Source organism: Lysinibacillus sp. KCTC 33748 (assembly GCF_002237755.1).
Taxonomy (GTDB): Bacteria; Bacillota; Bacilli; order Bacillales_A; family Planococcaceae; genus Lysinibacillus.
The window spans coordinates 42,646-56,687 of the sequence record NZ_MWSJ01000002.1 but is presented as its reverse complement, the minus strand read 5'-3'; the positions used below and the strand labels follow the sequence as shown (position 1 = coordinate 56,687).

14 protein-coding genes are annotated in these 14,042 nt (G+C 36.4%); 3 read left to right on the top strand and 11 right to left on the bottom strand.

The window, feature by feature from the left end; all coding sequences use genetic code 11:
• The first annotated feature begins 181 nt into the window (after nt 1–181).
• Together B1B04_RS03025 and B1B04_RS03020 are read left to right on the top strand one after the other, a co-directional pair.
• Entirely contained in the window at nt 182–1,171 is a 990-nt protein-coding gene (locus B1B04_RS03025) for a BMP family lipoprotein (protein WP_079559862.1), read from the top strand.
• Nucleotides 1,168–2,829: a methyl-accepting chemotaxis protein gene (locus B1B04_RS03020; protein ID WP_079559861.1), complete on the top strand. Its 1,662-nt coding sequence runs from the start codon at nt 1,168–1,170 to the stop codon at nt 2,827–2,829. The genes B1B04_RS03025 and B1B04_RS03020 overlap by 4 nt, the downstream gene beginning before the upstream one ends.
• A gap of 147 nt (nt 2,830–2,976) precedes the next feature.
• On the opposite strand, the gene B1B04_RS03015 is transcribed toward B1B04_RS03020, so the two are convergent.
• Nucleotides 2,977–3,549, bottom strand: a complete 573-nt coding sequence (locus B1B04_RS03015) for a helix-turn-helix domain-containing protein (protein WP_079559860.1) — start codon at nt 3,547–3,549, stop codon at nt 2,977–2,979.
• An 84-nt stretch (nt 3,550–3,633) separates the two neighbouring features.
• Here B1B04_RS03015 and B1B04_RS03010 point away from each other — a divergent pair, with 84 nt between their 5' ends.
• Nucleotides 3,634–4,575, top strand: a complete 942-nt coding sequence (locus B1B04_RS03010) for a DMT family transporter (RefSeq protein ID WP_079559859.1) — start codon at nt 3,634–3,636, stop codon at nt 4,573–4,575.
• 331 nt (nt 4,576–4,906) lie between these two features.
• On the opposite strand, the gene B1B04_RS03005 is transcribed toward B1B04_RS03010, so the two are convergent.
• From B1B04_RS03005 to B1B04_RS02960, 10 genes are all read right to left on the bottom strand, one after another.
• On the bottom strand, nt 4,907–5,347 hold the full coding sequence (locus B1B04_RS03005) for a GNAT family N-acetyltransferase (RefSeq protein WP_079559858.1): 441 nt from the start codon (nt 5,345–5,347) through the stop codon (nt 4,907–4,909).
• A gap of 366 nt (nt 5,348–5,713) precedes the next feature.
• On the bottom strand, nt 5,714–6,127 hold the full coding sequence (locus B1B04_RS03000; RefSeq protein ID WP_079559857.1) for a DUF350 domain-containing protein: 414 nt from the start codon (nt 6,125–6,127) through the stop codon (nt 5,714–5,716).
• A gap of 66 nt (nt 6,128–6,193) precedes the next feature.
• Nucleotides 6,194–7,459 (bottom strand): glutathionylspermidine synthase family protein, encoded by a 1,266-nt coding sequence (locus B1B04_RS02995; RefSeq protein WP_079559856.1) that lies wholly within the window; start codon nt 7,457–7,459, stop codon nt 6,194–6,196.
• Nucleotides 7,460–7,461: 2 nt separating this feature from the next.
• On the bottom strand, nt 7,462–7,770 hold the full coding sequence (locus B1B04_RS02990; protein WP_079559855.1) for a hypothetical protein: 309 nt from the start codon (nt 7,768–7,770) through the stop codon (nt 7,462–7,464).
• A 17-nt stretch (nt 7,771–7,787) separates the two neighbouring features.
• The gene (locus B1B04_RS02985) at nt 7,788–8,249 is read right to left on the bottom strand and encodes a hypothetical protein (protein WP_079559854.1); all 462 of its coding nucleotides are present in this window, start codon (nt 8,247–8,249) and stop codon (nt 7,788–7,790) included.
• A gap of 322 nt (nt 8,250–8,571) precedes the next feature.
• Nucleotides 8,572–9,033 carry an ANTAR domain-containing response regulator gene (locus tag B1B04_RS02980; protein WP_094075062.1) on the bottom strand — a complete coding sequence of 154 codons (462 nt, stop codon included), beginning with the start codon at nt 9,031–9,033 and terminating at the stop codon, nt 8,572–8,574.
• A 30-nt stretch (nt 9,034–9,063) separates the two neighbouring features.
• The gene (eutC, locus tag B1B04_RS02975; RefSeq protein ID WP_079559853.1) at nt 9,064–9,930 is read right to left on the bottom strand and encodes an ethanolamine ammonia-lyase subunit EutC; all 867 of its coding nucleotides are present in this window, start codon (nt 9,928–9,930) and stop codon (nt 9,064–9,066) included.
• A gap of 15 nt (nt 9,931–9,945) precedes the next feature.
• The gene (locus B1B04_RS02970; RefSeq protein WP_079559852.1) at nt 9,946–11,307 is read right to left on the bottom strand and encodes an ethanolamine ammonia-lyase subunit EutB; all 1,362 of its coding nucleotides are present in this window, start codon (nt 11,305–11,307) and stop codon (nt 9,946–9,948) included.
• Nucleotides 11,308–11,496: 189 nt separating this feature from the next.
• Entirely contained in the window at nt 11,497–12,582 is a 1,086-nt protein-coding gene (locus tag B1B04_RS02965) for a sensor histidine kinase (RefSeq protein ID WP_079559851.1), read from the bottom strand.
• A 180-nt stretch (nt 12,583–12,762) separates the two neighbouring features.
• The gene (locus B1B04_RS02960) at nt 12,763–14,007 is read right to left on the bottom strand and encodes an NtaA/DmoA family FMN-dependent monooxygenase (RefSeq protein WP_079560348.1); all 1,245 of its coding nucleotides are present in this window, start codon (nt 14,005–14,007) and stop codon (nt 12,763–12,765) included.
• Nucleotides 14,008–14,042 lie beyond the last annotated feature (35 nt).

The following is a 14,042-nucleotide window of genomic DNA, read 5'->3' as shown; positions in this document are numbered from 1 at the left end:
AAAGCGAACTAAATACTCAGTGCATTGAAAATGTCGAGAATGATTTAAACCCAAATCCCTGTAGTAAATTACAAAAAATCTGATAGTATTTAATGGTAAAATAAAAAAACCATTGTCTGACATCTGACTTAGAATAACTTTTTGCCGATATAAATCATACATACAATTGGAGGTACTCATTTTGAAAAAATTAATGATTGGCTTTTGTTTAATAGTTTTGTTACTAGTAGCAGGCTGTTCAACAACTCCATCAGAAAAAGCGCTAGATGACTATAAAATTGGGATCTTACTCTCAGATGCAGGGCTTGGAGACGAATCATTTAATGATTCAGCTTTTAAAGGGCTTGAGAAAGCACGAGATGAGCTTGGTATTTTGTTCGATTATAAAGAAGCGCCTGATGGCAATTACGAACAGAGGCTAGAAGAACTGGTCGCTGAAAAGTATAACGTCATTATCGGTCTTGGATTCTCTGTACAGGAAGCTTTAGAAAAGACTGCGAAAAAATATCCTGATCAGCAATTTATCCTTATTGATGGTCAATCAGATGTTGCAAATATCACTTCAATCACTTTTAAAGAGCAGGAAGGTAGCTTTTTACTTGGAATGGTTGCCGCAATGACGAGTAAAACTGGAAAGATAGGATTTATTGGTGGTGTAAGTGTTCCAGTTATCCATCATTTTGAAAACGGCTTTATTGAGGGAGCTCGATATTTTAATCCAAATATTGAAATTGTTAGTGAGTATGCTGGCACATTTGATGATACCGAGGCAGGTGCCGCAATCGCAGAACGTTACATAAAGAACGGCGTAGATTTTATCTATCATGCAGCGGGCTTCACAGGCTTTGGCGCCATAAAAAAAGCTGAACAAATGGGCGTATATGCAGCGGGAGTTGATACTGACCAATTTTACATAGCCGAAAAAACGGTCGTAACATCGATGCTAAAAAATGTCGACCAAGCTGTTTTTAAAATGGCTAAAACATTAGATGAGGACGGGAAAATCTCTGAAAAATCGTTTTCATTCGGTTTATCTGATAACGGAGTGGGCCTAGCGGATATACGTGTGATTAAACTTACACCTGAGCAACAGGCTGCTATTGAAAAAGCAAAAGAAGATATTGTTTCGGGTAAAATAAAAGTTTCTGCAGAAAAGGGGAACAGCCAGTGACACTTCGAAAAAAGTTATTTATGAACATACTTATACCTATTGTCCTCGCAATGGCTATGATTGGCTTTATTATCGTTCAAACATCTGATATACAAACAACTGCAGAAGATGATACAGAACTATTACTAGCAGTGAAAGAACTTGAGCAAAGTTTAGTTGTAGCGAGCCAATCACTAAATAATTACACCTATTTAGATAGTGAGGCCAATAAAAATGAAGCTCTTTCCATTTTAAAAGAAACGAAAGTAAATTTAGAAAAACTCTCAACGATTTCAAAAGTCGCTGAGCATAAGGCTATCATCAAAAAAATCGATAATAAATATGACGAGTTAGCGAAGGCTTCAGAAGAAGGGTTCCTTGCTCACAATCGTCCTGAAATAAAAAAACAAGCAATAAGAATATCTGGTATTTTGAATGATATGTATCTACTAAAAAAAGAAACAAATGAATGGTATAAAGAAACGAATGATTTGGCAAAGCAAAAAATATCTTTCATTACTACAACAGCAATAATTGGTAGTATCCTTCTAATTATTGCTACTATCATTTTTTCGTATGTCGCAACGAAAAAAATTACAAATCCGATTAACCGAATTGTAGATTATGCACAATCGGTGGCTGCAGGGAATTTGACCATTGACACCTCTTCCCTATCCTTTAAAAAAGGCAGTCGAAATGAAGTTGATCAATTAACTGAGAACTTTTCCACAATGATTGTTAACTTAAAAAACACCGTACAATCCATTGATCATGTAGGAAAAAATGTTGGTCTCTTCACAAAGGATGTCACAAGCTATATTGAAACCGTTAACGAGGGCAATCAACAAATTGCTGTATCAACAGACGAATTGGCAAAAGGAAGCCTAACGATATCAGAAGATATCCAATCAACGGCTGTCCTTATGAATACGATGGCTGATCAATTTACTACTGTTCAGCAGACAAGTGAACAATCAGCCATAAACGGCAACCAGGCACTTACTGCTGTCCAACATGGTCGTAGTTCACTAGAAAAGCAATCCTCTATTGCGAAGGATATTTCATCCACTTCGATTAACATCAAAGAGGCTGTTACTCAATTCTCTCAATTTACAACAGAAATTGAAGGTGCCGCTAATGTAGTCCATGCTATTGCTGATCAAACAAATCTCTTAGCATTAAATGCTGCCATCGAAGCTGCACGTGCTGGAGAAGCCGGAAAAGGATTCGCAATTGTAGCAGAGGAAGTCAAAAAACTATCTCATGAAACCGAAAAAGCAACGGCTTTCATCTCTTCTATGGTGACACATATACAAGATGGCATTACGCTCATTCTTTCTACGGCAGAGCAGGGACATCAGCTATCAAAAGAACAATTACAATCGATGACGGATACAGAGAAGTCATTTGAAGCAATTGCAACTCATGTGCTAGACATTAATGATCAGTTACAGCATCTTACCGAGGATATGGAACAAACAAGTGCAATGAGCCAGCAAATGAACAGTGCTATTGAAAACATTTCAGCTATTACGGAAGAAACTGCTGCAGGAACAGAGGAAATATCTGCTTCTACCCAAGAGCAGCTACACTCCTTCCAGAAAATTAGTGAAAAGGTTTCAGAACTTCAAGACATGACAAATACATTGTCTGTAGAGCTTAAAAAATTCACTTTATAATGATGAATGCAGCTTTTGGAAAATGAAAGACATATAATAAGAAAAGCAAAATCCCGAATAACGTTCAATATTCGGGATTTTGTTTATTGAAATATTATATAGTTTACTACCATCAACTACGATTATGGATTCTACCTCTTCCAGCTTTTAAGATAAATATTTCATGGTTAAATGGAGAACTGCAACTTCATCTCCTGTGTTTTCATAGCTATGCTTTCTATTTGCTTCAAATTGAATCGAATCAAACTCGTTTAATACATATATTTCTTGTCCAACTTGAATGGAAATTTCCCCTTTCATTACTGTTACATATTCGATAGCTCCTTCATGATGAGGTTCTGCCTCATATTTGCTATTCGGTTGCAAACAAGCACGATGCATTTCCAATCCTGTTTCTTTTTTGTAACGAAATATAGTCTCTAATCGCCACATTTGATTTTCTTCTATAATAAATCCTTCTCCGCAGCGTGCGACATTTACTATATCTTCTATAACCATAAGCCGTGATAACGGAATAGATAATCCTTTTGTAATCTTCCAAATGACGCCTAATGTAGGATTCGTTTCTCCTCTCTCAATTTTTCCTAATGTTAATTTACTAACACCCGTTTTTTTCGCTAACTCTTCTAAACTTAATTTCTGTTCATTCCTTATTTGTCGTAACAGTTGACCAACTTGCAAAATTACTTCTTTTGTTTGCATATCCTCTTGTTCTTTCATACAAACCCCACTTTCGGTATATTATAATTTACTTTCCATCTAAATAATTATATTATAATATATATTTAGAAAGGAGCGAACGAAATGCGTGCTATCTTATTAGGTATTTTATCTTCTGCGTTTTTTTCAGCTACATTTATTATAAATCGAGTTATGAACGTATCAGGAACAAGCTGGGCTTGGACTGCTTCCTTCCGATTTTTATTCGCTTTACCCATTTTATTCTTTATCGTCCTATTTCGCAAAAACCTTCGTCCACTATGGGTAGAAATGCGTAAACATCCTTTGGCCTGGATTGGCTATGGCACAATAGCAGGGGTTGGATTTTATTCATTATTAAGCTATGCTGCTGTGTTTAGTCCTGCATGGCTCGTAGCAGGTACATGGCAAATAACTATTTTAGCTGGTTTGTTATTATCTCCGTTATTTTTTATTACATTGGAGACGAAGTCTGGGGTTAAACAAGTTCGCGGTAAAATCCCTATGCGAAGCTTACTCGTTTCTTTATTTATTTTGTCAGGTGTCATTTGTATGCAATTAACAGAAGCTGGGGATATTACTGTTTCTCAATTTTTATCTGGCTTCCTCCCTGTAGTCATCGCTGCATTCTTATACCCTTTCGGTAATCGAAAAATGATGGAAGTCGTTGCGGGTCGCTTAGATACATTTCAACGCGTGTTAGGCATGGCAATAGGTAGCCTTCCTATTAGTATTATACTAGCGATTTATGGTTGGACTACAACTGGCATACCAACATCTGGGCAAATCATGCAAGGATTCTTATTAGCTTTATGTTCGGGTGTTATCGCCACAATGACATTTTTCTTCGCTACGGACTTAGCGAAAAATAACCTTTCTTTGTTAGGGGCAGTAGAGGCAACACAAGCTGGAACAATGATATTTACTGTTCTAGGTGAAATCCTTTTTTTAAACGGTTCTTGGCCTATTGGATTATCTTTAATCGGAATGATCATTATCATGATTGGAATGATAGCTAACAGTATTATCAATTATGCCTCGGCATAATTGCGTCCAGAATCGGCTCTGTGCTTAGGCCTGCGTGAGGGCCGACACGATGTCGGTCACTCAGGCGTTTTCACAGGATGTGAAGTTCTGAGCCTGAGCTCCTCTTTTTCAGCGGATGTTTGGACACCCACTAAAAGAAGTTAAATCGTTCTGTTCCCGTATCCAAACAAAAGAAAACAGCATAGTTTTCCTTTTTCCAAGTAGCATTTTACATTGTGTAAAATGCTACTTTTTTATATTGACATAGATTTATAAATTGTAATTCAAACTATTGCGACATGGGAGCAAAGTAAACATTAGTTACGCAACATTTATTATTCATTTAGACATTCTAATGAAAACTATATTTTGCTAGCATTTCTCCCCAAGGTGCCATTCCTGACTCTTTAAAACCCACACTGGCATATAGTTTTCTTGCTTGCTCGTTGTCTGGCTGATACCCGAGCCAGATGACGTCAGTCCGATCATCTCTACTCCGGATGTTTTCAATAATCAATTCCATTGCGCTCTTGCCATGTCCACGCCCTTGAAATTGCTCATCAATCATAAATCTATACACCCAATAGTTTCCATCATCCGAATCGATCCCGTACATTGCAAAACCGATAAGTATATCTTCACAATAGATTGCCTTGATCTTCATGTGTGGTAAAAATTTACTTTCTGCAATTGAATACAGATTCGAAGCAATAAATGCTTCCTGTTCTTGCTTAGGCTTCAGTTGAATACAAGCTTCCCAATTACTTTGATCAATTGATCTTAAACTAATCAAATTTCCGATTCCTCCTCTAGTAGTAGAGAAATCCTTGATCACGAACTCTCTACTAAATAAGTATTCCCCTACTAATAAAACAACCTGTTATTTTTATATACATACTACATCACTCCTTATAAGATGGTAGTCACCGTTAAATTGTACAATTATATAGAAATATTGCTCTCTATTTGTACTCTTGTTTATTTCGGCATACAAGGAAATATCCCTTCTATATTTCTACTCATCACCATAACGTGTCGTTGATTTTCATTCCGACTAGGCGGCGTCAGATGTGAACATTAAATATAAAGAGAGCATGTTTTCATTCATAAAAACATGCTCCCTTTAATGCATTATTATAGTTTTATCAAATATACTTTATTAATACGATAAACTTCCTGCTATAATTAATCCTACCGTAATGCCCACTGCAAATAAACTGAAGCCTACTGCAGTATTTCCTTCTTCCACTTTTTTCTCCAAGCTTGTTTTTGGTGTTAACACGTATTCAATAATCAAATACACAACTACTTGTGTAGCAATTCCGATTAACCCCCAAATAAAAGCATCAAGTATATGAACACTTGAAGACCATACTGTATATAATGTGATGCCTAATCCAATCACTTTTCCCCATAGCTTTAATGCAACTGCCATATTGCCTTCTTTAATTAAGTTCCACTCTGAAAATTTTGTTGTAAAAGCAAATGCAACAATCCCAATCAAAATGAGAATTAACCCTGTCCCTGTATATAATAAAAAATTTAAAAAACTATCTAATGAGAAATATCCCATTCCAATACACACTCCTTTTATCGTGCTTCAGTTTGTTTTACTTTACGCTTAAATTCTTACAATTTTCTAATAGCCTATTGGTAGAAAATAAGATCCGTTATCTGTAATTTGTCCCCCTGCGCGAATACCAATTGCACTTGCCTTACCATTAATATAAAAGCAACCATACATATAATGTGCTTGTTTGGGACCTTGTTCTGTTTGAATCATAGTTTGTGGTAGCTCTATAAATTGTTGATAAACAGGAAGTTCATCTTTAAATGTTTTATGAATATCTTCCGCAATTTTTTTACCTGTATTTGAAAAAATCTCAACAGTGTCTCCTTCGCGACCAAATGAAGGCTTTTTCACAAAACTTTGTCCTTGTTGTAAAAAAACATCTGGATCTAGATAAGTTGGTAAAAAATATTTATGTATTGCGTTATGTTCTTCAGGTGTATAAAAAGAATGTCGTTCCTCATGTAGCCCCCAAATGAGTGCCATTATTGCCTTAGATTGTAGTAAAAAAGCAGAAGGTGGATTCACAATGGCTAAGTCTTGCTGTTCCACTAGCTTCATTAACGATTGACCCACTTTTTCCTTCGTTATTGGATCTTCATCATATATCAAATGTTCAATAGGATACGTCTGTCGATATAAAACATCGATTTTTTCTCCGCTTCTATCATAAAGACCTTGTGGTAGGACAACTTCTTCATTTTCTAGAATTGGCTCATCTACAAGTTGTAGGTGACTAAAGTCCATATACTGACTTTGTAATCCAGAGAGGTCCTTTAAATACATTGTTGTCAATTTATCTTCTTCATGTTCCGAGTGTGCTACGAAAACAATATTGCTAGCTTCATATTTTCTCCTCGTACGAAACGACGACGTTACAGCTTTCAAAATTGCTTGTTTTAACTGGTCTTCGCAGCCTTCGTTTGGATTTTGCATCTCAAACTGTTCACACACTTTTCCATTCACAAAAAAAGTTTCTTTTATAAATGTAGGTGTATCTGCGTTTATTTCAAGCAATTTTACTTGTTCATCGGTCACTACTAAATCTAAACGAGCAATGACACTTTCAACTGGTAGTGTTTGCAAACGGATGAAGGAGTGAGTTTCAGTGGGAAATCCAAGGCGCAAAAGTGTCTCATCATCTACCATACGCAACAAAGCAGCCGACTTATAAAAAATATGGCCTATCTGGTCAGTTGCTTGGCGAATCCTATTAATCGTTTCTGCATTTTCTCTCTTAATATCAAATAGAGCATATTCCATCCCATATATGTCATGCCAAAAATCCTTTATTTGGCTAAAAAAATGTTGTCGATTTTCTCGAAATCGGTTCATCATTACCCTCCAAAACCGCCTTTTGAACCACTGCCTATTCCTGACTTGTAATTCGATACATATGTTTTATAGTCAGCACTTTTTTGTAATGATGTTTTTGTTCCATAATATTTCCCACCATGGTAGTAACTACGCGCATAAGTTGAATCATTATCATCGCAATAATACGTACCTGTCTCCTTATCCCAATCCCAATCATCGCAATCCGTCCCTGCTGGCTCTGCATAGCCCCTTTCCTCTCCACAAGCAGTTAACGTTACCAAAGCCGCCGCTGCTAATGCTCCTGTCATCATCTTCTTTGTTTTCTTCATGCTAAAAATCCACCTTCCTATGTTGCAAGCATATATCCTGTTGGCGTAACATATAAAACATACACACCTCGGTCTTCATCAATTTCAGCTGAGTCCCGCTCCCATTCCTTGTCTTCGATATATGTATATATACTGCCGATCATGCTTAAAATATCTAAATGATTCGCCATATATTCAAATGTTATTAACGGATGATTTTTATAGGCGTTTAACTCACGAATTTCAAGTTTAATACCTTCACATAAGAGCTCTTGCATTTCCATTGGTGTTTCTTCATACAATTCTACATAAATCACGAATAATTCATCTTCAATAGCAGAAGACAATTGTTTATAAGTCTTACCTTCTTTAATAAAAAATTCGCATTCTCTTCTTGTTAAAATTTGTGGCAAGTCAATATTAGTATAATAATAGATTGGTTCAAACTTGTCTTTACCTTTTTGCAAACGATATTCTAACATTGCACCTTCGAATTGCATAACACACTTCCCTTTATAAATATTGTTTTTATATTCACGTAGATTTCTCTATCCAGAAGCTCCTTATTTTTTTATACGACTGAGATTTATAAATAGTTTCATATTATTCTACTAAACTTAACCTTATGTATCATTAGGTTAAGTAGAGAGAAACTTTTATACATTCAAGTACTCCACCACAATGACCTGTATTATTTTTGAATATAAAAATCTCACCTAAATATAGAAAGTTTTAACCTTTCTAGTTTAAGTGAGATTAAGTTTGTTATAGTAGAAAAATATTTTCATCACTTGCTTTAACTGTAGCGTTTTATAAAAAACCTCATCCTTCAAGTTGCCCTTTTGTTCGTTCAATCATCTTTCGCTTTTGAATTTTTGCTTGTGTTAATCGTAAAGATTGTTTTAATGTTTGTGTCCTCTTAGCTTGTTGTAATGCAATCATCATTGCGGGAATTAAGCTGCCTTCAGAAACGGGCTTCACTAAATAGCCCATAATATTATCTTGCCTAGACTTCTCTATAAATTCTTTTTGACTATATGCAGTAATCAACAACACTGGTATATCTAACTGCCGCCCAATAACTTCGCTTGCTTTTAACCCATTTAATTTTGGCATTTCTATATCCATTAACACAAGATCTGGCTTTAATTTAAAAGCGAGCTCGATCGCTCGATCACCATTTCCTGCTTCCCCGACTACCTCATAACCGTTTTTCCGAAGCAATATTTTTAAGTCCAGCCTGATAATTGGTTCGTCCTCAGCAATTAGAATCCGTTTTTTCATCACACCACAACCTTTCTTGCAGGAAGTTTTCTATATGTTGATATTCCTTTGTTGCGCAAATGAAACGCCTGTACACTTTGCTAAAAGCATTTGTTCGATTAAATCAGATAAATAAGCACCCGCTTCAAGTGAAGTCAGCCCATCTTTATGAATATTTGAAATGACCGTCCGATCGGCTTCAACTGTTTTTTCGGTCGGCCGATAAATCATGTAAGCACTCAGGCTTTCATCTGTATTTAAACCTGGCCTTTCGCCAATCAACGAAATAACAAGGTCACAATTAACAATAGCAGCCACTTCGTCTTGCACCCACACACGCCCCCGCTTAATAAAAAATGGAGTTGCAACGCTTATATTTTTTAATTTTAATCCTTGTATTAAAGCAGGTAGTAAATCAGCTACATTGGCTTCTACTGCCGAGGAGCTCAATCCATCACAAACAATAATTTGAACATTTTTTCCTTTATCCCCGTTTTGTTCAAGATACTTCATAGATTCATCTGATAACTTTCGGCCAGCATCTAAATCCATTAAGTAAGATTTCATATCATTTGCTTGTGTTTCCAGCTTGTGTAAACCCATCTTTTGAAGAAAATCATCACTGACATCTCTTAATACAGCATCCTGTGCGGCTGCATGGTCAATTAAAAATTGCAAATAACTTGTCGTCAACATTCGAGTGCCAGTTCGACCAATACCTATACGTGCAGGTGTAATACTTTGTGCTCGTTCAATGGATGCCGCGTTATGCGGCTTGTCTACCCCTTTTATACGTCCTTCTGGAAAATGTATGACTTCTTCTTTAGTTTGAGCGGTATCGTTTTTTGGCGAATTCATGTTTTTCTGTACTTCTTCTACTACTCTTTGAACAATATCTCGAATTTCTTGAATATCCATTTTGATTCCCCCTCCTCAATCAAAAATTGATAAGTCTCCTGCTCGTTTTGTCAACTTCCCATTTTCCATTAGGCCCATATTCTCCAACCATTTTTCAAACTCTCGAAGTGGTCGTAATCCTAGAATCTCACGCAAACTAGCATCATCGTGATAGCTTGTATCTTGATAATTCAGCATGACATCATCTCCACCCGGTACTCCCATATAAAAATTTGCACCTGCAACTGCTGTTATGATACCTGCAACTTCCTGATCATTTTGGTCGGCATCCATATGATTTGTGTAAGTGGGTGCAATACCCATTGGTAAGCCATGTAATTTCCCCATAAATCCATCTTCGAGATCCGCTCTAATTAATTGGCGACCATCATAGAGTGTCTCCGGTCCAATAAAGCCTGAAACAGTATTCACCATGAAAGGCTTCCAGTGACGTGCATAACCGTAACTTCTTGATTCAAGCGTTTGCATATCTACCCCAAAATCAGCATTTAAAGATACTTCCGAACCTTGTCCTGTTTCAAAATACATAAAGTTTGGGCCAGCAGATGTACCATATCGAGCCATCATCTCATAACCCTCATCAAGAATTTTTGAAGATATACCGAACGCTTCATTCCCTTTTTGTGTACCTGCTAAACTTTGAAACATTAGTGCGATAGGCGCCCCCTGTTTTAAAGCCTCCATTTGTGTTGTTATATGGGCTAATACACAATTTTGTGTTGGAATTTTCCAGTTCTCAATAAATTCATGTGAAAGTGTCAAAAGTTTTTTGACAGATTCAATTGTATCCACATTCGGATTAATACCAATAACTGCATCACCTGCTCCATAGGATAATCCTTCTTTTATTGAATACAAAATGCCTTCCGGGACATCATTTGGATGGTTGGGTTGACAACGAAATGCTAAACGACCAGGCTCTCCAATTGTCGTATTACAATGTGCTTGATATTTCATTTTCTGTGAAGCAAGAACAAGATCAATGCTTGACATTAGTTTAGCAACTGCTGAAATCATTTCACTTGTTAGTCCTCTTGAAAGTTTCAATAACTGATCTGTACCTGTATCAGATGACAGAATATAATTTCTTAGTTCACCGACTGTCCAATTTTGAATATCTTTATAAATCGTGTTGCTAATATCATCATAAATTAAGCGTGTTACTTCATCGATCTCATATGGAATAACCGGATTCTCATAAATTTCTTTCAGTTGCATCTCGCTAAGTACTACTTTTGCTGCCATACGCTCTAGTGATGATTCTGCTGCTACACGAGCCATCACATCCCCGGATTTTGCTTCACTGGCTTTTGCAAGTACCTCCTTTACTGACGAAAACGTATAATGAGTTCCCTTTACTACGCAAGACAATTTCATCATTTAACACCCCTTTTTATTATGTTAAAGATTGCAATTAAACAAAAAAAGCGCTTCCACGTATCCCTGAAGAAATTTTCTTCGGGCGTGAAAGGCGCCTTTGCCTTAGCTATTATTTTAGTTCATTCTACACTACTAGCAAATATTTTGTAAATAGTTCGAAAACAATATCAGCTTCCCTGATTAGTATTATTTAGCCTCGGTAGATACAATCGGAAAGGTTATTGAAACTTTTGTCCCTTTCTCAGAAATAGGGAATGAAAAAACGCCTTGTAGCTTCTCTTCAACTAACATTTCTACAAGTTGTAATCCTAAAGATGAAAGATCGCCTATCGAAAAAGGATTACCAATTCCACATCCATCATCCGTTACTGTAATCTTAACCATTTGCTTTCGTTGTCTCAAATTAATAGCAATTCTCCCGAAATTACTTGAAGGAAAAGCATGTTTAATGCTATTTTGAACTAACTCATTAACAATCAGTGCTACAGCTGTTGCTTTATCTGAAGGACAGAATATCGACTCTCCTTCTACAGACACAGCAATATGTTGATCTGGAATAATAGACGAGGAAACTAACAAAGTAGAAATTTGTTGTATTAAAAGTTTAATATCAGCTTCCTCAATTCCACGCTGGGCCAAGTAATCATGAACTAAAGCCATACTAGATATTCGAGATATACTGTCATTAAATACCTCAGCCACTTCTTCCGAGTGAGTACGTTGCATTTGTAATCTCAATAAACTAGAAATAACCTGTAAATTATTTTTAACACGATGATGAATTTCCTGAACGACAATGGCTTGAAAGACACCTTGCTTGTCTCCGCTATTAGTCGCTTTCATAAGCTTCTCTATATTTCTTTCGTTCTGCACTACCTGTGAAATATCTCTTTCTTTTATTAATACCCCAATGGTCTCCCCATAAAGGTCTTTTATAGGAACAATATCTTGTTGCATGACTCCACGCTCTTCCGTAATTCCTCTTGATCCAAAAATTGGTTTCCCGGTTTTCAAACTAAATAATACACCTGGCTCCATTTCTTCAAATGCTATTTTCCCTAGCAAACTTTTTTTATATAAAGATGCTATAGTAGTAGGCTTTGCCTCAGCTACAATTAAAGAGGCGTTATCTTCTTCTAAAAGACAGTTGATAAAAATATCTGCTTGAGAAAGGTCAGCTATTATTTGAAGGTTTTGGGCTACATCTAAAATAATTTCACACTGTTCATTTGATAAATTTGTTAATCGTTCTAAATCTAAAATTCCCATCATAATAACGCACTTTCCCTTTCTCTAGTTTTTCAAACACTATAACAAAAAATGTGTTCCATGCGATACATCTATTAGAGAATATCAAACAAAATTCAGTATAAATAATAGAAAAGGACCAAGCGTATTTATTCACACCGTCTTGCCCTTTTCTTTTCTACTTTCGATTGTTTCGATCGTTCATTATACATCTAATCCTAAGTGTGAACGCAATGTGCTACCTTCATAATCAGCTCGGAATAAACCACGTTCTACTAAGTTCGGAATAACATCGCTAAAAAATAAATCTAAAGATTTTGCAGGACCACCCGGCACAGCTATAAAGCCATCCATTGCTCCTTTTTCATAAAAATTCACAATTTGATTCACAATATCTTGTGGTGTACCAATTGCTACAAGATGTGCAGAGCCAATTACCTCTGGACGTTCTAACAATTCTTCAACAGTTGGCTCATTTTCTATAATATATCGGCGCACGAGATGTGCATGCGTTTTACTACGTACTTTTTGATTTTCAGGCGGTAACATATTTGCTGTTACGCAATCCATTAGAGCTAAATGACGAATATCCATTCCACTTACGGATTCTAGGGCATTATAGCGACGTTCAATTGTTAAATGCTCGTGTGCTTTACGGTGCATTTCTAATGCTTCCCCATATGTATCACCAATAAAGAAATACAATCCTGGTAATAAACGTATGTCATCTGCTGAACGCCCTAACTCAACAGCTCGCTTGCGCAAGTCATTACGTAATTCAATACCCACTTCTATATCTGGCGTGGCAGCAAAAATAGCATTTGAAACTGCTGCTGCAAATTGGCGACCTGTATCCGATGCTCCTGCTTGGAATAGAGGAATATCACCTGCTGGATGCATAGGTATATTTAATGGTCCCTTTACATGAAAATACTCTCCATCATGGTTAATTGGCTTCACAAGCTCTTTAATTTTCTCTAAATCTCCATCTGCCTCTAATATTTCATAAGGGTTGCTGTGCCATAGTCGCTGTACAACATCCTTACATTCTGTTGCCTTTGCATAACGCTCCTCTGACGTAGGCATCAACTCGTTGCTAAAATTAGATGCTCCATCAATTGAAGTTACTAGGTTCCAACCTAAACGCCCTTCACTAATCCAATTCAAGGATTGTAATTGGCGCGCAATAATATAAGGTGGATTAAATGATGTTGAAACTGTTGTTACCAAACCAATTTGTTTAGTTTCTCTTGCCACCGTCGCCATTAAAAAACTTGGATCTAGCCCTACTGTTCCTTTCATTTTAGCTATTAATTCTGGATGCGCTATTAAATAATCTGCCTTAAATACAAAATCTAATTTCGCTGCCTCAGCACGCTTTGCAAATGCAATATGTTCATCAATTAACGCACCTTTTTTGCCTTGCTCACCATTCACTGCTAAATGCATCCCAATTATAAGATGTCTTTTTGTCAATTTACACT

Bases quoted from the DNA above. Each gene is read 5' to 3' on its own strand.
- B1B04_RS03015 (WP_079559860.1), bottom strand. From the start codon at position 3,549: ATGAAAGAACAAGAGGATATGCAAACAAAAGAAGTAATTTTGCAAGTT.
- B1B04_RS03010 (WP_079559859.1), top strand. From the start codon at position 3,634: ATGCGTGCTATCTTATTAGGTATTTTATCTTCTGCGTTTTTTTCAGCT.
- B1B04_RS03000 (WP_079559857.1), bottom strand. From the start codon at position 6,127: ATGGGATATTTCTCATTAGATAGTTTTTTAAATTTTTTATTATATACA.
- B1B04_RS02995 (WP_079559856.1), bottom strand. From the start codon at position 7,459: ATGAACCGATTTCGAGAAAATCGACAACATTTTTTTAGCCAAATAAAG.
- B1B04_RS02990 (WP_079559855.1), bottom strand. From the start codon at position 7,770: ATGAAGAAAACAAAGAAGATGATGACAGGAGCATTAGCAGCGGCGGCT.
- B1B04_RS02985 (WP_079559854.1), bottom strand. From the start codon at position 8,249: ATGCAATTCGAAGGTGCAATGTTAGAATATCGTTTGCAAAAAGGTAAA.
- B1B04_RS02980 (WP_094075062.1), bottom strand. From the start codon at position 9,033: ATGAAAAAACGGATTCTAATTGCTGAGGACGAACCAATTATCAGGCTG.
- eutC (WP_079559853.1), bottom strand. From the start codon at position 9,930: ATGGATATTCAAGAAATTCGAGATATTGTTCAAAGAGTAGTAGAAGAA.
- B1B04_RS02970 (WP_079559852.1), bottom strand. From the start codon at position 11,307: ATGAAATTGTCTTGCGTAGTAAAGGGAACTCATTATACGTTTTCGTCA.
- B1B04_RS02965 (WP_079559851.1), bottom strand. From the start codon at position 12,582: ATGATGGGAATTTTAGATTTAGAACGATTAACAAATTTATCAAATGAA.
- B1B04_RS02960 (WP_079560348.1), bottom strand. From the start codon at position 14,007: ATGCATTTAGCAGTGAATGGTGAGCAAGGCAAAAAAGGTGCGTTAATT.